A 22,738-nucleotide genomic window follows, 5' to 3' on the forward strand; every position below is an offset into this window, starting at 1 on the left:
TGAACCGATGAAGATACTGAATTTTGGATCGCTGAATTTAGATTATGTGTATGCGGTAGATCACATGGTACAGCCGGGAGAAACGCTGGCTGCCTCTACCATGGAAACCTTCTGCGGAGGGAAGGGGCTCAACCAGTCTATCGCATTGGCCCGAGCAGGGGCAGAGGTTTATCATGCTGGACTGATCGGCGAAGAAGGAGAAATCCTGCGAAAAGCCGTTGCCGACAGCGGGGCGGACACTTCCTGCATCGAGACCATTGCCGGAAAATCCGGTCATACGATAATCCAAGTAGATCAGAACGGTCAAAACTGTATCCTGCTTTATGGAGGCGCTAACAGGAGTGTGACCCGGGAGTTTGTCGACCGGGTGATATCCAAATTTGATCGAGGCGATATCCTGCTTCTGCAAAATGAAATCAACGAACTGTCCTATATTATCGACAAAGCCTATGAAAGAGGTTTGGAAATCATCTTAAATCCTTCGCCCTACGATCAGAATTTGGAAGGCTGCGACTTTGGCAAAATATCCATGTTCCTGCTCAATGAGATTGAAGGCGAACAGATTACAGGTGTTTGTAAGCCAGAGGAGATTTTAGACGAGCTGAAGGAACGATTTCCCGGCGTGAAGGTTGTACTGACTTTAGGCGGCCAGGGCGCTGTTTATCAGGATCAGGAACGGTGCTGCCGGCAGGGCATTTACCAAGTAGAAGCCGTAGATACGACGGGTGCAGGCGATACCTTTACCGGTTATTTTATCGCCTCGATGCTTCAGGGCGAAGAACCGCAGCAATGTCTGACTTTGGCGGCAAAAGCATCTGCGATTGCAGTTTCCCGTGCCGGCGCCGCGCCATCAATCCCTGAAAGAGAGGAAGTATTGCATACAGATTTGGCAGAGAAAAAGGAGATTTAGAATGAACAAAGACAAACTACTTCTAGTAATCGATATGCAGAATGATTTTGTCACTGGCACTTTGGCCAACGAAGAAGCTGCAAAAATCATCGGGGCGATTGCAGCTAAAATTGAATCCTATCAGAAAGATGACCACCCCGTATTTTTTACGAGGGATACCCATGGAGAAGAGTATTTAGAGACGCAGGAGGGAAAGCTCCTGCCCGTTCCTCACTGCATAAAGGGTACAGAGGGCTGGCAGCTCGTTGATCAGCTAAAGGTTTTGGCAGTGGAAGAGGATGTTTTGGATAAGCCGGTTTTCGGAAGCCTGCAGCTTCCGCAGTGGATTGAAGAAAAGCTTTCCGCCGTGCCAGCGGAGATTGAACTCTGCGGCGTCTGTACAGATATCTGTGTAATTTCAAATGCAATGATTCTGAAGGCGGCTTTTCCAGAAACGACAGTTACCGTAGAGGGAGCGCTTTGCGCAGGCGTGACGCCTGAGAGCCATCAAAATGCCCTCGCCGCCATGAAGGCTTGTCAAGTCAATGTAAAATAGAGGTGATGCAAATGTATGAATTTGATGCAAGAAAAGTAAAAGAGAATCTGGTAGAATGGATTCAGGACTTTTTTGAACTGAATGGAAAAGACTGTACGGCAGTGGTGGCCATCAGCGGAGGCAAAGACAGCTCAGTGGTGGCGGCTTTATGTGTAGAAGCCTTGGGAAAAGAACGCGTTTTCGGCGTTCTGCTGCCTAATGGAGAACAAGCGGATATCGACGCGTCAAAGCTTCTCGTTTCTCACTTGGGAATCGATTCTGCCATTATCAACATCAAGGACAGCTTTGAGGGTATGCTTCATGAAGTGGAAAAGAAACTGCCCGGCACGGTATCCAAACAGACTGTGACCAATCTTCCTGCCAGACTCCGCATGGCGGCCACTTATGCCGTCGCGCAGTCTATGAACGGACGGGTAGCTAATACCTGTAATCTGTCAGAAGATTGGGTGGGTTATGCGACCAGGTACGGGGATGCAGCAGGTGACTTCAGCCCGCTTTCCCGCTTAACTGTCCAGGAGGTCAAAGCCGTAGGCCTAGAACTGGGACTGCCGGAGAAGCTGGTCCACAAGACGCCGATAGATGGCCTTTCCGGTTTGACAGATGAGGAGAATTTGGGCTTTTCCTATGCTGTTCTTGACAATTACATCCGTACAGGTGTCTGTGAGGACAAAGAAGTAAAGGCGAAAATCGACCAGAAACGGAGAATGAATAAGTTCAAGCTGGAATTAATGCCTAGCTTTCAATATGACGGACCGATAAAAGCCGCGGACTAATAAAGTTTTGTAACGAGATTCCTCTCATATTAATAAGATAATTATGGAGGAATGTTATCGTGAAAAACAGAGCAAAGATTTACGATCCGGCGGAAGCCCATCACCTTGTAATGAAGGTTTCCGTCGTCAGTATCGTTGTTAATATTTTACTGTCCGTAATGAAACTTCTGGCTGGAATCATAGCCCGGTCCGGTGCGATGATTTCTGATGCCGTACACTCGGCGTCAGACGTATTCAGTACGATTATCGTCATCATCGGTATCAATCTGTCGAGCCGGAAGTCAGATACGGAGCATCAATATGGGCATGAGCGAATGGAATGTGTTGCAGCCATGGTACTGGCAGTGGTACTTGCGGCCACAGGCCTTGGTATCGGGTATACGGGAGTTGTAAAGATTCTCAGCTTCAGTGCGGAAGGTATTGAAATACCGGGCAGATTAGCCTTAGCGGCAGCTGTGATTTCTATCATCGTGAAAGAGTGGATGTATTGGTACACCAGAAGAGGAGCAGAACGTATCAATTCTGGAGCATTGATGGCGGATGCCTGGCATCACAGATCGGATTCCTTGTCATCGGCGGGCGCTTTCCTAGGCATTTTGGGAGCCAGGCTGGGTTATCCCGTGTTGGACCCTTTAGCCAGTATCATCATCTGTATGCTGATAGCAAAAGCCGCTTATGATATCTTTCGGGATGCCATGGATAAGATGGTCGACAAATCTGCGCCAGATGAAGTGGTAGCAGACATGAGGCTTGTCATCGCCCAGCAAAAAGGTGTTGCAGGAATTGATGAAATTAAGACGAGACTCTTTGGCGCAAAGGTTTATGTAGACGTAGAAATTGCGGCTGACGGCAGTCAGCCTCTGACGGAAAGTCATCAAATCGCAGAAAGGGTGCATCACGCGGTGGAAGAAAACTTTCCGGCGGTAAAGCACTGCATGGTACATGTCAACCCGCTGCCGCCATCAGAAAAGACAAAGAGACGATAATTCTGCGGCTGCAATCTGTTGAAAATATAACAGATTGCAGTTTTATTTTGACATGTGGTGGGGAAGATACTATAATAAAATGTAAATGATATTGAGATAAATGATAAGGAGGCAGTATATGCTTTTATCAGAGATGTTTGAAGGAGCGCCGGAAATTGAAATTCAGGGACTTTGCATAGATTCAAGAAAAGCAAAAGCAGGAGATTTGTTTTTTTGCCTGAAAGGGCTGGAAGCAGATGGGCATCAATTTGCCGAGAAGGCATGTAAGGCTGGGGCTGCAGCAGTGGTTCATTGTGATGAATTGAAGCAGTGCCAAGGCGTATTTTATATAAAGGTAGATAATGTAAACGAGGAACTGAATCGGATCTGTGATCTTTTTAACGGGCATCCCAGTCAGAAAATGACCGTCTTTGGGGTGACAGGAACCAATGGCAAGACGACGACCACCAGCATTATCAGTGATGTTTACAATAAACCCTGCGGTTATATGGGAACCATCGCCGTCAGGTATGGCAGCGTCAATAAAATCCCAAATCTGACTACGCCGGATGCTCTTGAAATCCATGAAAATCTGAAGGAAATGACGGATTACGGCATGGCAGGCGTTGCCATGGAGGTCAGCTCCCACGGTCTTGCCATGGGCAGGGTGGATGCGGTGGATTTTGATGTGGCCATTTTTACGAATCTGACCTACGACCACCTGGACTACCACAAGACCATGGAGAACTATTTTGAAGCAAAGAAAATCCTCTTTAAAAATATGAAACGAGACGGCGTAGCGGTTTTGAATGCCGACGACATCAGTTTTGAAGCTTTGGCAGAATGCGTAAGCTGCAGATATGTCAGCTATGGCGTAAATGCCGATGCCGATTACCGGGCGGAGAATGTGAAGTTATCACCTGACGGTTCCGTCTTTGATCTGCTTCACGACGGAAATCGTTATGCGGTTAAGACCAACCTGGTGGCCTTGTATAACATCTATAATCTTTTAGGCGCTATTGCTGGAATGCATGAAGCGGGCATGGCCATTGAAGAGATGCTGCCTCGTCTCACGAAGATTTCTCAGATAGAAGGCAGAATGGAGAATATTGCTGAGGGACAGGACTTTCATGTGATCGTAGATTATGCCCATACCCCGGATGGTTTCGAAAAAGTGTTTCAGTATGGACAGGAAATCGCAAGGGGCAAAAAAATCTATGCAGTCTTTGGCTGCGCGGGAAAAAGAGACAAGGTAAAACGAAAGGTTTTGGGCCAGATTGCCGGCAAATACTGTGATAAAGTATTTGTTACAGAGGAGGACCCCAGAGACGAAAGGGCTGAAGAGATTGCGGCTATGATTATGTCCGGCATCCCGGAAGGCAAGGCAGTCTTCATTGCAGATCGATATGAAGCGATAGAAGCGGCAGTGCGTACGGCAGAACCGGGGGATTGCGTTCTGATCCTGGGCAAAGGCGATGAGTCTTATATGTACTATCAACACGGCAGGGGGCCGTGGATGGGTGACAATGAGGCTGCAAAGAAAGCTTTGAAAAAATTGTGAAATAAAGTGTTGTAAAGTTGTGATGTTGTGTTGATGATGGAGGAGGAACGGAAGCAGTATGGACCCAAATGAAAAGTTTGTGATAAAGGTACTAGGGGGACTAGAAATACGTTATAGAGATAAGGCCATCGGTGTAAACGAATCAAAGAACAAATCGAATAAGATTTGGGTTCTCTTTGAATATATTCTTTTAAATCATAACCGTAAGCTTTCTCAGGACGAATTGATTGAAATGCTTTGGCCGGAGATGGAGGTTTCAAATCCTGCCAACTCTCTGAAAGGACTGATTTTTAAGCTGAGAAAAGAAATCGACTCTTTGGGCTTCCTGCCCGGCAAGCAGGTTATTCCCAGTGTCAGCGGCTCTTATACTTTTAATGAAGACGTGCCCTATACGGTGGATGTATATGAGTTCGAAAAATACCTGACGCTATCACAGGAATCTGCCCTGAGTGACGATGAGAAATTGAAGTATTTGCTGCAGGCAGTAGAATGTTATAGAGGCAATATTCATCACGATGCCCGCAAGGAGCCTTGGGCGGCCTCGATACAAACCCATTATGGAGATATGTACTTGTCAGCCGTTCGATTATGTACAGAGCTTTTAAACAAGAAGGGCAATTATCAGAAGATTATCGAGATTTGCAGAAATGCGCTTTTGATCCAGCCTTATACAGAAGATTATTATTATCATATGATCAGAGCTTATGCGTCCTTGGAAAACTACAGTGCAGCATCAGATCTGTATGCACGGGTCAAAGAACTGATGCAGCAGGAATACGGTACGACACCCGATACCAAATTTGAGAACGCCTATAAAGAATTGATGAAGAAGCGGCCAAAGAAAAACCAGACTGCAGAGGAGCTGACAGACGACTTCGTCGAGAATACAAATTATATGGCGACCTTCAACGTGGAATATGGTGAATTTAAACAGATTTACAGGCTGACGGCAAGGCGTCTTGAACGAATTCAGAAAGACGCGTTTTTGTGCCTCTATACTTTAGGAGCGCAAAAGGGCGTCACGGTAGACCTGAAAGAAAAGAACAAGCACCTGCATATTCTGGGAGAGGCATTGGCCTTTGGTCTCAGGCAGGGAGATGTATTTTCCAGAGTAACGCCCTGGCAGTTTGCCGTCATATTCGAGGATGTAACAGAAGAGAATACCCTGGCTATTGCTGAAAGGATTAAAAAATATTTTGACAAGAATAAAAGCAGCGATGCCTTTGGCATCTTACATAAAGCCGTCAAAATCAATCCTTCAGACTTTGAAACCAGACATATAGGTGGGATGAAACAAGAGATAACTGAAAAATAACCTTTGTAGTCTATAATGCAGTTAAATAATTCATATGAGTTATTTACACACGACACACAACACACACACAACATACTGCAAAGCAAATTTAATTTAATTAAAATTGCTAATCCCCCTTACATCGGGAGCCTTTTAGGCTCCCTGTAAACCTTTTTTGCCATAAATACTGTTTCGGCCAGGCCGAAGCGGTATTTTTTATTTTTTGATGCGCATACTAACAAAAAAGGAGGGAAGTACTGATGAATGAAGATAGTATAAGACTTTTAAAAGAGGTCAATTCGGGATGTAAAAACGCCACAGACAGTTTTGGTCAGGTAATGGAGTTTGTAAGAGATGAGAAACTGAAGAACCTGATCGACGAATATAACAAAAAACATGTCAAAATTGGAGACGAATGCCATCAGATGCTCAACGATTACGGCAAAGACGAGAAAGATCCGCCTACCGTGGCAAAGGCCATGATGTGGTTCACCACGGAAGTAAAGATGCTGATGGATGACGACGACAGTCACATTGCAAAACTGTTAGCTGACGGATGCAATATGGGAATGCAGTCCTTAAACAAATATATGAACGAATTTGAAAAAGCCGGCCAGGAAGAAGTGAATCTTGCCAGCCGGCTCGTCGATATTGAATCTGAACTCTACGATAAATTGATGCCGTATATGTAAAAAAGCAGTTATTTGATCGCTGCTTCTAAGGCCAGTTTCATCATATCGGTAAAGTTGTTTTGACGCTCTGCTACGGTAGCCTTTTCTCCGGTCACAAAGTGATCGCTGATGGTCATCATGGCCAGAGCGTTTTTTCCTTTGTAGGCGGCGTTCATATAGAGGGCTGCCGCTTCCATTTCTACCGCCAGCACGTCCATTGAAGCCCATTGTTTCCACCACTGATCACCGAGTTCATAGAATACGTCACAGGAAACCGTATTGCCGGCTTTGAAGGCGATGCCCGTGCCTGCGCCTGCATTTATCACTTTTGTCAGCAGATCAAAGCTGACGGAAGGGGAATACTGTCCGGGAACCTGAAAGGCATGCTGATAATTGGAGTCGGTGGAAGTAGCCAGGCTGACAAGGATGTCTCCTACGCTGATATCTTCGTGGAACGCACCGGCAGTACCGATGCGAATAATATTTTCTACCTCGTATTCTGAAAACAGCTCAAAGGAGTAGATCCCCATGGACGGCATGCCCATGCCGCTGCCCTGGACGGATACAGGTACGCCTTTTGTTGAGGTAAGATAACGTAACCTTTTTTGCAGAGGGTGTTATCTTACCTCTTTTTGATGTATGTTAGATAGCATAACTCTTTACGTCGGCTCCAATCTGTCTGAAATAGGAGATACTTTCAGTAGGCTTGTCGCCTGTATCAACTCTGCCGACAAAGCTATAAAAGATTTCGATTTTGCGGGTGTTCGTTTCCTTATCCAGTTCGTGAATAAGAATGCGGTCAATAAATTCATGGACGTTTTCGTAGGTCAGTTCGGTAATGGCGGTGTATTTGCGTACCAGTGCGACAAACCTTTTCACGTCCGCGCTGCGCTCGGTGGCGTTGTCAATTTCCTGTGACAGTTCCGCAATCCTCCGGGTCAGCGTCTTTTTTTCTTCGTCATAGCCGGAAGTCAGAAAAGCAAATTGTTCATCTGAAAGTTTCCCTAAAGCGTTGTCCTCATAGAGCTTGCGGAACAAGATATTCAGCTCGCTAATCCGGCTCTGCGCCTTGTCAAGCTCTTTCCGTTGCTGCGTCAGCGTCTTTTGTACTGCCTTTGCGCTGCACTCGTTGGCGGTTTCGATAAACTCCTGTTCATGCTCTTTCACATAGGACAATACCCTTTGTAAATCGGCAAGGACAAGTTCTTTAAGGACGCTCTTTCGGATATAATGGGTAGTGCAAAGCTCGCCAGTCCTTATCCTGTTTCGATACTTGCCGCAAGTGTAGGCGTGTTTGCGTTCCAGTGTCCCGGCTCCCTGTTGCAGATACATTTTATAGCCGCAGTCCCCGCAAAAGAGAAGCCCCGAAAAAATGTCAATTTCATCAACCTTTGTAGGGCGGTGTTTGGTGGCAATCCGTTTCTGTGCAAGCTCAAAGGTTTCTTCATCAATCAAGGGTTCGTGTGTGTTGGGGAAGAAGTAACGCTTTTCCTCCGGGTTCTTCTTCGTCTTTTTCGATTTGTAAGATACCTTATAGCTCTTGCCTGTAATGGTATGCCCCAAATACTCTTTACGCGCCAGAATGTCATAGAGCGTCTTATCCGGCCAGTTGTAAATACAATTCGGGTGTGGGCGGGGGTGCCTGTGGCTTCCTGTGCGCCTGTACTGCAATTCTGCAACAGTCAATACCTCATGTTCCCGTAGCCAGTTCTGGATTTCGCAGATACGGTCGCCGCGCACATACATAGCGAAAATCTGTTTTACAATGTGCGCCGTTTCCGGGTCGGGCAATAGATGATTGCGGTCGTTGGGGTCAGCTATGTACCCATAAGGCACTTGCCCGTTGACGCGCTCGCCTTTCTGCGCCTTTGCCTGTTTGACAGCCCGGATTTTCTTTGAAGTGTCGCGGGCGTAAAACTCGTTGAACCAGTTCCGCAGAGGGGTAAACTCGTTATCTTCCCTTGCTGTGTCTACACCGTCGTTAATGGCAATGTAGCGCACTTCATATTCGGGAAAAACAATCTCTATCAGCTCCCCGGTTTTCAGATAATTACGTCCCAGACGGGAGAGGTCTTTTGTTATGACGGTCGCCACGTTCCCGGCTTCAACTTCGTGCAGCATGGCTTGAAGCCCCTCACGCTCAAAGCTCACGCCGGAAAATCCGTCGTCTACGAAAAAGCGCGTGTTGAAAAAGTGGTGTTCGTCAGCATACTTTTGTAAAATCATCTTTTGGTTCTGTATGCTCTCGCTTTCCCCGGCCTGCATATCTTCCTGGCTCAATCTGCAATATAAAGCGGTAATCTTGTCTGTCTGTAACATTTTGTCCTCCTTTCCGACGACAGACAAGCATGGCATTTGTACTGTCTATATTATACCACATACCGCTGCCTGTGTCATGTATAAAATGTGAAGAAACGCCCTATTTCCGGGCGTTTGCGGGGTTCAGTTCCATGTCTTTGCGAATGAGTTTTTTTATCTTTTTATCCAGTGTGTCCGTTGCGCGTTCACTTGCGGACGAACATACAAGGTAAGTAACTTTTCCTATTTTATGCTCCGTTGTGGTAACGGGCGTTTGGTTTTGCGTCAAAGAAAATCCCCCTTTCTTTCGCAAACATATAATACAGTCTATGAATAGCAGCAAGTCCACTATTCAATAAAACAAAGGCTTTAATCGGACGGTTATTAGCATAACCTCATGGGAATTTCACCCCGGCATGGTTCTCATGCAGCCCTACCCATTGCCTGCGACGCTCTTAACGCTCGGACTGTGGCTGTAAGGAAGTATCATTGTATATTCTGCGTGTCGTCGCCCGCAAGCCGCTACACTTGCTTTCCGGCGCGGTGTTGGTCGCTCGGCTGTCCGGGCGGGGATAACCTCACCCGGATAGCGTCATGGCGCACCCGCCGTATGGCTCGGCGCAAAAGGAACGTATCCGATTTGCCCTATGCTGCGCCGCCGTTATCTTGCGCCGCTTTCTTTGTCAAGGTTCAGAATGGCTTTGCTGCCGCGTCAGCAGCGGAACGGAAAAGGGGGAGAGAGAAAGCGTCCCGCCGCCGCTGCGGTTTATTCCTCTGCCTTAAAGGTGAGGACAGCCATCATCAGTTTTGCTTGCAGCCGTTCCCGAATGTCGTGGTCTACGCCGAAATAGACATTCCCGCGCTCGTCGTACAGCTTCCGCATGGAGAGGCGGGCTATGTAGCCGCTGAAATGCTGCAAGACAATCTTCATAGCGTCCGGGTCGCCCTTTGTCGCTACCACAATGACAGGATAGGGAACAAGGGCATTTTCCGGGTAGCCGGGTTCGTTACCATTCGTCCCATTCATCAGCATTTTCCTCCAGATATTTTCTTAATCTCTCAAAAGAGCTTGTCCGCCTGTACTGTATCGTGCTTCTCGACGTATTGAACAGTTCCGCAATCTCGGTATCGTTCATTCCCTCGAAGTAATACAGCAGTATGGCTTTGCGCTTTTCTTCCGGCAAAGTACGGATTGCTTCAAGAAGCAGCTTTGGCGTGATTTTCTTCCCGGCTTTCTCAAAGACGGTTTCAACAGTTTCCCGTTTGAAATATTCATCAAACGTATGAAGCTGTCGCGCTTCGTCTAAGGTCATGTCGGAAAAGGTCACTTCCTTTGCCCTGTGTCTGCGAAGCTCTCTATGAGTGTCGCACGCTTCATTGTGAAGTACCGTATTACAAAACTTCTGAAAAGCACACTGTTTGTAAAACTCCCTGCTGTTAGGTTCCACATTCTCACCTCCTTTCTCGTTGGAAAGTTGGTGGTGCTTCCCCCTTTTCGCGGGGCAATACGGCGGTTTTCAAAAACGCCGAAGATTTTTTGAAATTTCTTCAAAAAATTTTTTGAGCAGCAAAATGCGCCTGTCCGAAAAGCCCGGACAGGCGCATTGGTATTGTGAGTAGTATTTAGATGATTAGACAGTTCATATATACAAGCGTAATTTCCCCCGGTGGTGGTCGGGCTTTTTTTGATGTGTCAATGACCGTCGGATTTTGTCGATATGGTATGTGCTTCATGGCGGCTACCTCCTTTAGCCGCCGCTTTTAACAGTGATACCGCGTCATTTCTTGAGAAGATAAAAAGAAACGGCGGCTTTGATTTTTCAAAGCTGCTGCGGAAATCAAAGAACGACAAGCAACAGTTCTGATTTTGCTCCAATATGGTTATTGGGGGCACAAATTAAATCAAAAAAGAGCCGATAACAGCAGTATTTCAAACTGCATATTATCGGCTCTGCGTCTGTGCGTCTGGCTCTTTTAATTAAATTATTTTTGTTGTTTTTTGGCTTTATTATATGTATTAGCTAACTGTCCACAAGCTGCTTTAATCTCTCTACCATGAGAAACTCTCATGGTAACTTCAAGTCCTGTTTGCTCTAATTGATGTTTGAACGCAACCATTTCTTGTTTTTGTGGTGCTCTAATTTTTGAATTACTCGTCGGGTTGTATTGCAGCACGTTAATCATAACATTTTTGCCCTTAAACCATTTTGCAAGTTGCCTTATATCTGAGGAACGGTCATTTATACCTGGTAAAAGCAAATACGCAAATACCACTTTTCGATTATGCCTTTGTGAATAGGACAATGCTTGCTTAACAACATCTTCAATAGCGTACATGTGCATATGAGGAATGATACAGTTTCTCACAGCCTGTGTTGCTGCATGTAAAGATATTGTCAACTGAATTTTTAGATGTTCTTCGCGCAATTTTTTTAATTGATTAACTGGACCAACTGTTGATATGGTAATGCCGTCGGTTGGAAAGTTAAGTCCATTTCTATCTCGAAGAATATGGATTGCTGCAATCAAGTTGTCGTAATTGAATAAAGGTTCTCCCATTCCCATAAAAACGATACGATTTACTTTTTGACGTATCAATATGACCTGCTGCACAATTTCAGACGGTGTTAGATTACGAACGAAACCATTGCGTCCGGACTCACAAAAAATACAGCCAACAGAACAACCAACTTGCGTACTTACGCAAACAGTCCCACCATCTCGCCGTTTAATAAAAACCGTTTCGATATACCTGTTGTCTTTCAATTCATAAACATACTTTTCAGTATCGCTACTTTTATAGACTTTTTTTGTTGATATTGATAGATTTTTTTTGTGAAATGGCTGTTTATACAATTTCGCATATAAGGCTCTTGCTTTATCCTCTCCAATTACTTCCGACATTTCTTTGTAAGTAAATCCGTATGGGTCATTCAATATTTCCGTAGGTGTACTTTTAGGTAAGTGTTTCATTTAATATCCTTCCTTTTCAAAATTAAAAAGTTTGTTTTTCAGAGTTTTTGATTATGATTTCTAATTTTTCAACATCAACGATATGTGTTAATTTACATTTAGGGCAGAAAAGAGGAAAATTTCTTAATACCGTATTATAAAATACTTGAACCCTCGTCTTTCCGTTACAAATTGGACATTTTATCCAATATTTTTCAAGCATAATATTTCTCCTTTTGCGCAAAAAAATACAGGTCAATTCTCAACATGAGCATTGACCTGCATTTATACATATAACACTACAACAAAATTAAGGCATAGTTTTTATACTATGTCTATACATCGTTAGTTTTGTTGTATAGCATACGCAAAATAAGCATGACAAAAAAGCCCATATTGAAAATGGGAAAAATCTTTTTTAATTTCAATGCTTATCGAATACGCATGCTATGTAACATAAACATTTCCCCCCTTTTAATAATACTATACAAAAAAAGCGGCTAGTTGTCAACATATACATATGAATTATTTTAGTCAACTGATAGAACAGTGTAGACATATCCAAGAGGAAAGGTGAACAGTAAAATGTAATAGGGTGAATAATTATGGCAAAAAGACCAGTACCGAAATACGACTTCAAGGCTTTTGGGGCAGCGATAAAGGCGGCGCGGACAGGGCGCAAGGAGAGCCGCAAGAAAGTAAGCGACGAAATGTTTATCTCGCCGCGTTACCTTGCGAACATTGAGAACAAGGGGCAGCACCCAAGTTTACAGATTTTCTTTGAGCTTATGCTCCGCTACAATATATCCGTAGACCAGTTCCTTTTGGAAACGCCGCCGGAGAAGAACACGCAGCGGCGGCAGCTCGACGCGCTTCTTGACGGTATGAGCGATACAGGCATACGGATTGTGACCGCAACGGCAAAAGAGATTTCCGAAGTCGAAAAAGAGGGCGAATAGGAATGTCCGGCTTAAAACTGAACAGGATTTAGAAAGCGTTGCAATCTTTTTTGAATTGCAGCGTTTTTCTTTTGCGGAAGTTTGGCAAAATAGCTTTTTCTCCGTAGTAAGGGATAAGGGCATAAGGGATAAAAACATTCGTAGCAAGCATAGGAAGCGGGTACCCACTTCCGTATTTTCGCCCTCCCGCGCTGCGGCGCGTCGGTTGAAAATGGCTTGTTGGGAAGTGTCCCAAACCCTCGGAACGGAAAGGAAAGGAGCGAAGCAATGGACGGACGGAAAAGGACGGTGCAAATCAAATTCAGAGTGACGGAAGCGGAACGGGATTTAATACTGGAAAAAATGAAGCTCGTACCCACCCGGAACATGGCGGCGTATCTGCGGAAGATTGCCATTGACGGGTATATCATTCAGATAGACCACGCCGATATAAAGGCAATGACCGCAGAGATACAGAAAATCGGTGTCAACGTCAACCAGATAGCCCGCCGCGTGAACGCGGCGGGGAACGCATACCAAGAGGACATAGAGGAAATAAAGGGGGTGCTTGCGGAGATATGGCGGTTACAAAGATTAAGCCTGTTAAAAGCACCCTAAGCAAAGCCCTTGACTATATCGAAAACCCGGACAAGACGGACGGGAAAATGCTCATATCCTCTTTCGGCTGCTCCTATGAAACGGCAGACATTGAGTTCGGCTATACCCTCTCGCAAGCACTGGATAAGGGCAGCAATTTAGCCTTTCACTTGATACAGTCCTTTGCGCCGGGGGAAGTGGACTATGAGAAAGCCCACGAAATCGGGAAGCAGCTTGCCGACGCGGTGACAAAGGGGCAGCATGAATATGTTGTGACGACGCACATTGACAAGGGGCATATCCATAACCACGTCATTTTTTGCGCGGTGAATTTTGTAGACCATCACAAATACAATTCCAACAAAAGGAGCTATTACGGCATACGGAACATGAGCGACAAGCTGTGCCGGGAAAATGGCTTGTCCGTCGTCGTCCCCGGCAAGGGCAGCAAGGGAAAGAGCTATGCGGAGTACCAGGCAGAAAAGACGGGTACAAGTTGGAAAGGCAAGCTAAAGATTGCCGTTGACGCGCTTATCCCCCAAGTTTCCAGTTTTGAGGAATTGCTAACGCGGTTACAGGCGGCGGGCTATGAGATAAAGCCGGGGAAATATGTTTCATGCCGCGCCCCCGGACAGGAACGCTTCACCCGCCTAAAAACCCTCGGCGCAGACTATACAGAGGAAGCCATAAGGGAACGGATAGCGGGCAGACGGGCAAAGGCGGCGAAAGCCCCCAGAGAGCAGCGCGACGTTTCGCTGCTTATCGACATTGAGAACAGTATCAAGGCGGCGCAGAGTAAGGGCTATGAACAGTGGGCGAAAATCCACAATCTGAAACAGGCAGCTAAAACCATGAATTTCTTGACGGAACACAAGATTGAACAGTACGCGGATTTAGTCAGCCGGATTGAGGAAATGTCAGCGGAAAGCGGACAGGCGGCAGACGCATTGAAGAACGCGGAAAAGCGGCTTGCGGACATGGCGGTGCTTATCAAGAATGTTTCCACCTACCAAAAGACAAAGCCCGTCTATGACGCATACCGCAAGGCAAGGAACAGGGAGAAGTACCGCGCCGGACAGGAACAGGCGATTATCCTACATGAAGCCGCCGCAAGGTCGTTGAAAGCGGCGGGCATTGCAAAGCTCCCGAACCTTGCCGCGCTGCAATCGGAGTATGAAGCCCTCCAAGCGCAGAAAGAAGCCCTTTACGCCGACTATGGGAAGCTGAAAAAGAAAGTCCGGGAATATGATATTATCAAGCAGAACATTGACAGCATTTTACAGGCAGACAGGCAGCCGGAACGTGAAAAGGGAACAGAGCGCGGATAAGGATAGCAAAATCCCCGCCGCTGTGCTATGATAAGGCTATCAAATACAGACAGGAGCGTTGAAGCATGGAAAACCAGAAAATGCCGGAATATGAAACCATACGCGCCGCCGTTGCCGGGGAAAAATGGGCGGTGGAGAAAGTCGTGGAGTGCTACAAGGACGAAATCGACAGGCTATCGACGGTAGCGGTCAGACAGCCGGACGGAAGCACGAAACAGGAAATCAACGAAGATATGCGCCAGTCTATCACAAAGAAGCTGATAGAAGCCCTCCCGCAGTTCCCACTTGAAGAAATGGAAAAGGGAAATGTCAGATAGGCAAAAAAAGAACAGGACGCGGAAGCCGGTATATGACTTCCGCGCCCTGTCTTTTTATGGGTGCTGTTTTCGTGAATGTTACGCAGTAGAACGCCATTTTCGGGGATAAAGGTATAAAGTATCGCCTATCCGATTTTCACGCCCGGAAAGCCCTGTAAATCAAGGGATTTTCCGCGCCTACTGCGTAACAGGGGTGCGTCTTTTCCTCATGCGCTCGGCGGCTTGTCTGCGGGTGATACGCTTCCGGCAGACGGGGCAGTATTTGACACTGTTAGAGGTTGACGCAAAGAACGCGCCGCACTCGGTACATTTCTTCTTATCCCCTGTCTGGTAAAGCTCCGCATAGAGCAGCCTGTCGGCGGGAAGCACCGCAACCCGGAACCACTTGCAGAGAAGCGAATAGGAAATGAGCTGCGGACATACGCATTCGTCTCCGTCGTCCAGTAAGATACAGTTCCCGTTATCATAGTTGCAGCACGTCCGGCGCACAAGGGCGTTGACTTTCCGGCTCTGGGGCGGCGTCAGCCGCTTAACCCCGTTCATACTTCATCAGCGGCGTAAATGGGAAGCTCTGCAAATTCCGCTTCGGTCAAAGCGTCCACTTTGGAAAGGGTGCGCTTTGCAAGCTCCCGCATATCCGCGTCCATGTAGGGCAGCGCGGCGTTGACATTCTCAATCAAAGCCCGCTTGCCGCCCTCGTTGTAAATGCTCAAAAGGTTTGTTTCTTCAACAGTCAGTCTAATCATGCTCATACCTCCATATCGTGATTTTTTGTTTTTGCCGCCGCCTTTTTCGGGGCGGTCTTTGCCTTGTCTGCTTTAAGCTGCGCCCGGATAGAGGGGCGGGGCTTCCTTATCTCCCTGTCCCGGTTCTCCCCCTTGTCAATCAGCGCATACGTCCCATGTCTGCCCTCGATTTTGGAAAAGGAAAGAGTCTTATAGGGCAGCATGGAGAAAAGGCGGTCAGTGTCCTTTGTGGCTGCAAGCCGCATGAACGCCGGGGAAAGCTCTGCCATGAAATGGGTCTTGTTCGGGCTATTCGGCTCATAGTGCCGCTTCATTTCCCGCACAATGCGCCGCGCTTCCGTTTCAATCAGCCCGTCCCGCAAGGCTGTGATATGCGCCTTGAAGTCCCCCGGTGGAAGCTGCTCCCGGCTGCGCCGTTCTTCCTGTAAGAGTGATTGCAGCGCGTCCGGGTCGTCGGGTAGGGCTTCAAAGCGTTCAAACTTCCCAAGCTGCGGGTCTGGGTTGCCGTTGAAGAACCGTCCGGCGGGTATCTCCCTTTCCCCTCGCTCATAAATCAGCTTCACCGTATCGGCGGGCAGTTCCTTTTCCTTGACGCGCTCATAATGTTTAGCGTAGTCCAGTTCGTACAGATTGCCCTTAATTTTCCCGCGCTCCTTTCCCGTCAGCTCGATTGCATAGGCAAGGACGCGGTCGCTTGTCTGCTCCATGTAGAAACGCCATGTGTTGTGGGGCGCGGTGTCTTTGAGGAAAACGTCGCGCTCCCGGAAACAGTGCGTCCCGGACGGGCGGCAGAACCACAAAAGGGTCTTGTCCTCCCTGTTGGGGCTTGCCGCCGCCTTTGCGATAATCTCTTTGTCAATGTCTAAGTCGCTCTGGTAAAAGCCTGTGTTCTGCTTCATAATCGCTTCAAGGGAAGCGAACAAATCCACGTTTTCAAATTTACTCTGTTCCGGCATGGGTCAGCTCCTTTCCAAGTCCTGTGACTTCTGCTTTGCGTTTTTCTTCTGCGCCTTTTCCTTGTCGGCTCTAAGCTGCGCCCGGATAGAGGGCTTTTTTTCCGGCTTCGCTCCCTTGCCGCGCTCCTTGTCGGCTTTGACAGCGTTAGCCAGGTCAACAAGGGAAATCTGCTCGCCCGCCTTTACCTTTGCTTCCAGTTCGTCAACGGTGGGGGTGTTGTTGATGATACCGTCAATCATGTTTCCGTTCTGCTCTATGGTCTGCTCGGCGGTTTTCAAGGGATTGTCCCGCTGCGCCTGTTCTGCGGCAACGGCAAACGCCCGCGTCCCATTCCCCATAATCAGATACTTTCCGTCGTCCGACTGGTGGTGAAAGCCATATCCGGCGGCTTCTATCTGCTCCCGGCTCATAGCGGTTACATGGAAAGTCCCTCTCGGTGTTTTGACAGTTTCGCCCGTTTCCAAGTCGTCCGGGGTAAGCTGCTTCTGCTCCTGTAAAAACTCCGGCACTTCCCGGAAACCTACACTGTCAACGAAATGCGCCGCGTCCTGTCCGTCCTGATGAAGCACTACCACGTCCGAAACGGAAAGGCTGTGTCCCTTAAAATCTTTGGGGTGGTCGATATTGAAACGGGTGTAAATATCTTCAAGGGAAGTTTCCGGCGCAAGGGGCGCGGAATAGACAAGCTCATAGTTCGCCCTGTCAACCACATTTCCCGCCGCCTGCAGGCGGTCGTATGGCTCAAAGCGGAAATCCCTTGTTTCGTCCCCGCCTTTTATCTGGTAAATGGAAAAGGTGTCTTTGTCCTGTCCGGCGGTCTGCGCCGTTTCCTGTGCCTTTGCGTAAAGCTGCTTTACGTCGCCCTCGGTCAGCCCGCCGCTTTTGAGCTGCCCCATAAGCTCGCGGCATTTCTCCGGCGTTCCCGTATAAAGCACGTCGCCCATTTTCGCCCGCCCGTTCTCCTGTGTCACATAGGCTTGCAAGAGGTGGCTGTTTTCCGGGCTGTCGCCGTAAGGGTTCCGGCGCATCTTGTAAATCGTTTCCGGGGTAAAGGCTTCTTTCGGGGCTGCGCCCGCCTTTTCCTGTGCGCCGGATTTTCCCGGTGCGGCTGCTTCCGGCTTCTCTTTCCCGGCTGTATCTGCCTTTGCCGGGGCTTCCGGCTGCGGCTGTTCTTTCGGGGCTGCCTTTTCCTCTCTGGTGGGCTGCTCCTGTCCGGCGGTCTGCTCCTTGTCCTGTGCCTTTTGCAGCTCCGCAAGATTTTCGTCTATGGAATTGATAATCTCGGCGGCTGCGCTGCGTATCGTTTCAAGGGAGCTTTTCAGCTCGGACAGCTCCCGCCCGCTGCTCCACCCGGCGACATAGCCGAAAGAGTAGTCCGACGTGTCAAGCCCGTAATGTTGGCAGACAGTATAGGCGACGCTTTCCGCTTCGACTTCGCGGGTGCGGCGGTCAACGTGGGGCTGCTGCTCGTCCTTTGGCGCGTTGAGGTCAATGTCGTGCAGCTTCGCATGGGCGATTTCGTGAATGGCGGTCTTTAAGGTCTGTAATTCGCTCATGCCCTCGTTGATAGCAATGCGCTTGTCCTCCAAGTGGTAGTAGCCATGAGAGCCGCCCTCGATATTCTCAAAGGCGATAGGAACGGGGGAAGTCTTTTCAAGGGCTGCGAAAAAATCCTTGTAGCGGTCAACGTCGCCCGTCAGCTCGTCAACGGCAATATCCGGCAGCTCCTTTCCCTCGGTCTGGGAAACGTCAAAGACGGATACCACCTTGTAGGCGGGTATGGTGACTTCCTTTTCCTCGGTGACGGGCTTTCCATCCTTGCCGATTATGGGCTTCTGTGTGTGCGGGTCGATTTTCTGCATTTCCTGTTTGATTTTATAGGGCGACGGGGCAATGATTTTAATTCCCTTTTGCCCTTTCATCACGTTTCGCTCAAAGTTATTCTTCCAAGCGGAAAAGCCCGCCACAAGGGAAGCGTCCGGCTTCTGCATGGCGATAAGGACGGTGTTTCGGAAGCTGTAATTATGGAATTTTGACATGACTTTCAGATATTCCTTGTAACGCTCGCTGTCAAAGAGTTCCGCAATACCCTGTTCCAGACGGTCGGTAATCTCTTTTAATTTCTCGGCGGGCTTCTCGCTCGTCAGCACGATAGGGATAACCGGGCGCGGCTCCTGTGGCTGCTCTGCGGTCTGCGCGGTTCTCTGCCCCGGCGCGGCTGCGTCAAAATCTGCTTTTTCCGGGTCGGGGCGTGACCGCTGCGGGGGCTGCGGCGTTACCCGGTATTCCTGTGGAACGTCGCGCCCGTCGTACCATTCTGTAAAGGTGTTGCGGTTGTTGTAGATATAGCCCTTTTCGGTAAACATACCGTCGTCGTTAATGGAAGCGTCGCGCCCGTATTCCTCATACATGAAATACTTTTTCGCTTCTTCGGGCAGTTCGGGTTCTTCCAGTTCATCAACCAGATAACGCCCGTATTCTTCTTCATTGTGGACGGACGGATAAATCCAGTAGCAGTCAAGGTTTTGTGCAAGGTTGATGATGTCCTGTAAGCTGTCGGCATGGTCGCCGTATTCAATGGCTGCAATGAATTTCTCCCGGTCGTCGTCAAACTGCATTTCCAAGAGCTTCCCTAAATAGTTCAGCTCGTCGGGGTGGGAATACTCGCTTAAATGTTCCGCCAAGCCGGGGATAGGGGATTGAAATTCTGTGAAATGCCATTCCTCGTAATGCTTGAAGTCAATCCCGATACGGTCAAAGACTTCTTTCAGATGTTCGGCAGTCGTGGGGAACGTCACCCATTCGCCCGCGGGTCTGCCCTCGGTGTACTTCCCAAGATTGGAAAGATAGCCGCTTAAAATCGGTTCTGCCATTTGTTCGCTCCTTTCTTTTTCAATCATGCGGTGCATAAGCTCAAAATCCTCAATGCTCATGCTCCCGTCAAATACATAGGGGTTAAAATCCTCTCCGTCCCGGTAGGGCTTTTCGGAAAAGGGAAGCCCCGCTTCATGGGCGGCTGCCCTCGCTTCCTCGATAACCTCCGGGGGAAGCCTGTCGTCATGCGCCCCGATAAAACCGTCAATGTCGTTCATGCTGTTTTCGTAGTGGTAGCGCACTCCGGCGGTCAGCTCGTCAAGGCTCATGTCCTCGCCTAAATGCCCGCAGTAATAGCCGTTTAGGATAACGGCGGCGGGGTCGGTGCTTTTGATTTCCTCTAACCGGCTCCTGTCCTCCGGGTAGAGGGTGTCGTCCATATCAAGATGAAAATATTCCGCGTTCCATGAACGCCCCTGTTTCCAGAACGCCACCCATGCGATACCGTCCCTAAGCTCGTCTTGATAGTCCTTTACGGTGTCCCGTAAACTTGCCATAGTGAAAAACCTCCTTTCTTTGGGGCAGCGTCACAAGCTGCATTTTTGGGCTGCATGGTCTACTACGGGTACGCCCGCATTTCTGCCAAAGATTTCTCAAAAATTTTTAGAGGGTGAAGCCCTCCGCAAAAGAGGGTTTGGGAAACTTCCCAACAAGCAAAATCCCCGTCCGGCGCGTCAGCGTCGCAACGGGGATTTACGGAAGTGGGTACCCGCTTCCTATGCTTGCTATTCAAGTTTTTAGTTCTTCTGTACTTCGATACGGTAGTTGACGTATTTCCCGCCAGTGTCAGCCAGAACGATAGTTCCGTCATAGGTCTTGCCTGTTTTCGGGGAATAGAGCTTCTTCACATTCACTTTGCCGGATTTAAGGAGCGCGGCGGCAATCTTCGCGGAAAAAGCGGTCTTGCGTTCCTCGAAAAAGCGGTCATTCTTCCACATGACAAAGGCACATTCTTTGTTGCTGCAATAATAGTTTTTCTTCCCCTCATGGACGGGGGAACCGCAACGGGGGCATTTGCCGACAGAGGGCTTTTCCTCCCGGAACAAATCCTTTTTCCCGTCCAGTGCTGCGGCGTGTGTCTGCACAAGCTCCCGCGCCATAGCTTCAATGCCGGACAGAAATTCGCCGGGGTCTGCGGCTCCCTTTGCTATCTGCGTCAGATTGTTTTCCCATTCTGCGGTAAGCTGCGGGGAAGTGAGCATATCCGGCAAGACTGATATAAGGGCGGCTCCGTTCTGCGTGGGGATAAGCTGCTTCCCCTTGCGCTCTGCAAAGCCGCCCTTTACCAGTTTTTCAATGACGGCGGCGCGGGTGGCGGGAGTGCCAAGCCCCCGGCGTTCCGCGTCCGGGTCGGTGTCCCCGTTCCCGGCTCGCTCCATAGCAGAGAGAAGCGACGCTTCGCTGTGGGGCTTCGGCGGCGTTGTGGTATGCTCCGTTACTTTTGCGGCGGGGTTAGGAAAGTTCTGTCCCTCGGAAAGCTCCGGCAGCGTCACGCCCTCATTTTCCCCGTCCTCTGCTTCGGGCTTATCTTTCAGCGTCGCCCGGTATCTGCGTTCAAGCTCTTTCCAACCCTCCGCAAGTACGGTCTTTCCCCTTGCGGTGAAGTCTGTCCCGGCGCATGAGAAAACCGCCGTAACCGCTTCATAAATATGCGGCTCGGCGGTGGCAAAAAGCAGACGCGCCCCCGCAAGGGTAAGGATATTCTTCTCGCTTTCCGGCAGCGCGTCCGGGTCAGCCTTTGCAAGCTCCATAGTGGGAATGATTGCGTGGTGGTCTGATACTTTCTTGCTGTCTAATACCTTTGCAATCTCCGGCGTGAAGTCCGCGCCCGCCATAAAGGGGAGCTTTTCGCAAAGCAGCGCGATAATGTCCGCTGCGGTGCCGCCCATGTCGTCAGTAAGAAAGCTGCTGTCCGTCCTCGGATAAGTAAGGAGCCGCTTTTCATAAAGGGATTGTGCAAGGTCAAGGGTCTGCTTTGCGGTGTAACCGAAAATGCGGTTCGTTTCCCGCTGCAAAGAGGTAAGGTCAAAGAGCTTTGGCGGGGCTGCGGTTTTCTTCTCTCTGGTAAGGGAAACGCATACCGCCTTTCCCGCTTCGCAAGCCCCTTTCAGCGCGTCGGCTTCTGCCTTGTCCGAAATCCTTTCGCTTGCCGCGTCCGCGCCGGATAAATCAAGGCGAACATGATAATATTTTTCTTTCTGGAAATGGGAGATAGCCGCGTCCCGGTCGGTGAGCATTTTTAAGGTCGGGGTCTGGACGCGCCCCACGTTCAAGGTCTTTCCATACAGGCAGGAGAAAAGCCGGGTGGCGTTAATGCCGATAAGCCAGTCAGCCTTTGCGCGGCAGAGGGCGGACGCAAAGAGCGCGCCATAGTCCCGCCCGTCTTTGAGGGAAGCAAAGCCCGCCTTAATCGCCCCGTCCTCCATTGAAGAAATCCACAAGCGGCGCATGGGCTTCTTGCAGCCCGCCACTTCGTAGACAAAGCGGAAAATCAATTCACCCTCGCGCCCCGCGTCACACGCATTTACCACTTCGGAAACGTCGGCGCGGTGCATAAGCTCTTTAATGGTTTTGAATTGCTTCCCCTTGTCCGGGTCAACGGCGTACTGCCATTCCTCCGGCAGAATGGGTAAGCTGTCAAAACTCCATTTTTTATATTGCTCCCCGTAGGCGGCAGCTTCCGCAAGCTGTACCAAATGCCCGACGCACCATGAAATGAGGTAGCCGCCGCCCTCGATATACCCGTCCTGTTTCCCCTTAATGCCAAGCGCGGCGGCGATAGTCTGCGCCATGCTCGGCTTTTCTGCAATCACAAGTCTAAATGCCATGAAAAAATCCTCCTTTCAGCGTTCCGGCGCGGTGTGCTTCTTCTCCTGTGCCTGTTTCAGACAATAGCCGATACAGGGGGATTGCGCCTTATAAGGGCAACGCATACACGCCGGGGATTTTGGAACGGGCGGCGCACTGTCACGCCGCCCGGTGGGTCTTTGTACCATCATTTTTTCTAAAGGGTTTTCGGTGA

General features: G+C 48.9%; 23 protein-coding genes. 11 read left to right on the top strand and 12 right to left on the bottom strand.

Going from position 1 to position 22,738, the window contains the following annotated elements; translation table 11 throughout:
- The first annotated feature begins 7 nt into the window (after nucleotides 1-7).
- The 7 genes from BN6539_RS13605 to BN6539_RS13635 all read left to right on the top strand — a co-directional run bounded on the left by BN6539_RS13605 (nucleotide 8) and on the right by BN6539_RS13635 (nucleotide 6,730).
- Nucleotides 8-910: a ribokinase gene (locus BN6539_RS13605; protein ID WP_067539641.1), complete on the top strand. Its 903-nt coding sequence runs from the start codon at nucleotides 8-10 to the stop codon at nucleotides 908-910.
- A gap of 1 nt (nucleotide 911) precedes the next feature.
- Nucleotides 912-1,445, top strand: coding sequence for a cysteine hydrolase family protein (locus BN6539_RS13610; RefSeq protein ID WP_067539644.1), 534 nt, complete (start codon nucleotides 912-914; stop codon nucleotides 1,443-1,445).
- An 11-nt stretch (nucleotides 1,446-1,456) separates the two neighbouring features.
- On the top strand, nucleotides 1,457-2,218 hold the full coding sequence (gene nadE, locus BN6539_RS13615) for an NAD(+) synthase (RefSeq protein ID WP_067539647.1): 762 nt from the start codon (nucleotides 1,457-1,459) through the stop codon (nucleotides 2,216-2,218).
- A gap of 59 nt (nucleotides 2,219-2,277) precedes the next feature.
- Nucleotides 2,278-3,204, top strand: coding sequence for a cation diffusion facilitator family transporter (locus BN6539_RS13620; RefSeq protein WP_330385089.1), 927 nt, complete (start codon nucleotides 2,278-2,280; stop codon nucleotides 3,202-3,204).
- A 118-nt stretch (nucleotides 3,205-3,322) separates the two neighbouring features.
- The gene (locus BN6539_RS13625) at nucleotides 3,323-4,744 is read left to right on the top strand and encodes a UDP-N-acetylmuramoyl-L-alanyl-D-glutamate--2,6-diaminopimelate ligase (protein WP_067539649.1); all 1,422 of its coding nucleotides are present in this window, start codon (nucleotides 3,323-3,325) and stop codon (nucleotides 4,742-4,744) included.
- Nucleotides 4,745-4,802: 58 nt separating this feature from the next.
- Nucleotides 4,803-6,059: an AfsR/SARP family transcriptional regulator gene (locus tag BN6539_RS13630; RefSeq protein ID WP_067539652.1), complete on the top strand. Its 1,257-nt coding sequence runs from the start codon at nucleotides 4,803-4,805 to the stop codon at nucleotides 6,057-6,059.
- 239 nt (nucleotides 6,060-6,298) lie between these two features.
- On the top strand, nucleotides 6,299-6,730 hold the full coding sequence (locus BN6539_RS13635; RefSeq protein ID WP_082907524.1) for a DUF2383 domain-containing protein: 432 nt from the start codon (nucleotides 6,299-6,301) through the stop codon (nucleotides 6,728-6,730).
- Between the two features lie 8 nt (nucleotides 6,731-6,738).
- Here the strand turns inward: BN6539_RS13635 and BN6539_RS13640 are convergent, their stop codons facing one another.
- From BN6539_RS13640 to BN6539_RS13670, 7 genes are all read right to left on the bottom strand, one after another.
- Nucleotides 6,739-7,320 carry a phosphorylase family protein gene (locus BN6539_RS13640; RefSeq protein ID WP_082907525.1) on the bottom strand — a complete coding sequence of 194 codons (582 nt, stop codon included), beginning with the start codon at nucleotides 7,318-7,320 and terminating at the stop codon, nucleotides 6,739-6,741.
- Between the two features lie 31 nt (nucleotides 7,321-7,351).
- Nucleotides 7,352-9,028, bottom strand: coding sequence for a recombinase family protein (locus tag BN6539_RS13645; protein ID WP_019727566.1), 1,677 nt, complete (start codon nucleotides 9,026-9,028; stop codon nucleotides 7,352-7,354).
- Between the two features lie 100 nt (nucleotides 9,029-9,128).
- On the bottom strand, nucleotides 9,129-9,356 hold the full coding sequence (locus BN6539_RS23115; RefSeq protein ID WP_004607973.1) for a transposon-encoded TnpW family protein: 228 nt from the start codon (nucleotides 9,354-9,356) through the stop codon (nucleotides 9,129-9,131).
- A 417-nt stretch (nucleotides 9,357-9,773) separates the two neighbouring features.
- Entirely contained in the window at nucleotides 9,774-10,034 is a 261-nt protein-coding gene (locus BN6539_RS13655; RefSeq protein WP_019727567.1) for a helix-turn-helix domain-containing protein, read from the bottom strand.
- Nucleotides 10,015-10,455 (bottom strand): RNA polymerase sigma factor, encoded by a 441-nt coding sequence (locus BN6539_RS13660; protein ID WP_008978027.1) that lies wholly within the window; start codon nucleotides 10,453-10,455, stop codon nucleotides 10,015-10,017. The genes BN6539_RS13655 and BN6539_RS13660 overlap by 20 nt, the downstream gene beginning before the upstream one ends.
- Before the next feature lie 535 nt (nucleotides 10,456-10,990).
- Nucleotides 10,991-11,980 (bottom strand): 23S rRNA (adenine(2503)-C(2))-methyltransferase RlmN, encoded by a 990-nt coding sequence (rlmN, locus tag BN6539_RS13665; protein WP_008978028.1) that lies wholly within the window; start codon nucleotides 11,978-11,980, stop codon nucleotides 10,991-10,993.
- Between the two features lie 22 nt (nucleotides 11,981-12,002).
- Complete coding sequence (locus tag BN6539_RS13670) at nucleotides 12,003-12,182, bottom strand: cysteine-rich KTR domain-containing protein (protein WP_002588768.1); 180 nt, start codon at nucleotides 12,180-12,182, stop codon at nucleotides 12,003-12,005.
- 382 nt (nucleotides 12,183-12,564) lie between these two features.
- Between BN6539_RS13670 and BN6539_RS13675 the strand changes: the two genes are divergently transcribed.
- The 4 genes from BN6539_RS13675 to BN6539_RS13690 all read left to right on the top strand — a co-directional run bounded on the left by BN6539_RS13675 (nucleotide 12,565) and on the right by BN6539_RS13690 (nucleotide 15,139).
- The gene (locus BN6539_RS13675) at nucleotides 12,565-12,918 is read left to right on the top strand and encodes a helix-turn-helix transcriptional regulator (protein ID WP_008978029.1); all 354 of its coding nucleotides are present in this window, start codon (nucleotides 12,565-12,567) and stop codon (nucleotides 12,916-12,918) included.
- A 267-nt stretch (nucleotides 12,919-13,185) separates the two neighbouring features.
- On the top strand, nucleotides 13,186-13,515 hold the full coding sequence (locus tag BN6539_RS13680) for a plasmid mobilization protein (RefSeq protein ID WP_008978030.1): 330 nt from the start codon (nucleotides 13,186-13,188) through the stop codon (nucleotides 13,513-13,515).
- Nucleotides 13,476-14,822 carry a relaxase/mobilization nuclease domain-containing protein gene (locus tag BN6539_RS13685; protein WP_008978031.1) on the top strand — a complete coding sequence of 449 codons (1,347 nt, stop codon included), beginning with the start codon at nucleotides 13,476-13,478 and terminating at the stop codon, nucleotides 14,820-14,822. Before BN6539_RS13680 ends, BN6539_RS13685 begins: the two co-directional genes overlap by 40 nt.
- A gap of 65 nt (nucleotides 14,823-14,887) precedes the next feature.
- Nucleotides 14,888-15,139, top strand: a complete 252-nt coding sequence (locus BN6539_RS13690; protein WP_002585088.1) for a helix-turn-helix domain-containing protein — start codon at nucleotides 14,888-14,890, stop codon at nucleotides 15,137-15,139.
- Nucleotides 15,140-15,316: 177 nt separating this feature from the next.
- On the opposite strand, the gene BN6539_RS13695 is transcribed toward BN6539_RS13690, so the two are convergent.
- The 5 genes from BN6539_RS13695 to BN6539_RS13715 all read right to left on the bottom strand — a co-directional run bounded on the left by BN6539_RS13695 (nucleotide 15,317) and on the right by BN6539_RS13715 (nucleotide 22,544).
- Nucleotides 15,317-15,682 (bottom strand): cysteine-rich VLP domain-containing protein, encoded by a 366-nt coding sequence (locus BN6539_RS13695; RefSeq protein ID WP_067539660.1) that lies wholly within the window; start codon nucleotides 15,680-15,682, stop codon nucleotides 15,317-15,319.
- Entirely contained in the window at nucleotides 15,679-15,891 is a 213-nt protein-coding gene (locus BN6539_RS13700) for a transposon-transfer assisting family protein (RefSeq protein ID WP_004607965.1), read from the bottom strand. The genes BN6539_RS13695 and BN6539_RS13700 overlap by 4 nt, the downstream gene beginning before the upstream one ends.
- Nucleotides 15,888-16,841, bottom strand: a complete 954-nt coding sequence (locus BN6539_RS13705; protein WP_008978032.1) for a hypothetical protein — start codon at nucleotides 16,839-16,841, stop codon at nucleotides 15,888-15,890. The genes BN6539_RS13700 and BN6539_RS13705 overlap by 4 nt, the downstream gene beginning before the upstream one ends.
- Before the next feature lie 3 nt (nucleotides 16,842-16,844).
- Entirely contained in the window at nucleotides 16,845-20,213 is a 3,369-nt protein-coding gene (locus tag BN6539_RS13710; RefSeq protein WP_008978033.1) for an antirestriction protein ArdA, read from the bottom strand.
- A gap of 240 nt (nucleotides 20,214-20,453) precedes the next feature.
- Nucleotides 20,454-22,544: a DNA topoisomerase 3 gene (locus BN6539_RS13715; RefSeq protein WP_008978034.1), complete on the bottom strand. Its 2,091-nt coding sequence runs from the start codon at nucleotides 22,542-22,544 to the stop codon at nucleotides 20,454-20,456.
- Nucleotides 22,545-22,738 lie beyond the last annotated feature (194 nt).

This window comes from Emergencia timonensis (assembly GCF_900086585.1).
In the GTDB taxonomy this organism is placed as follows: Bacteria; Bacillota; Clostridia; order Peptostreptococcales; family Anaerovoracaceae; genus Senimuribacter; species Senimuribacter timonensis.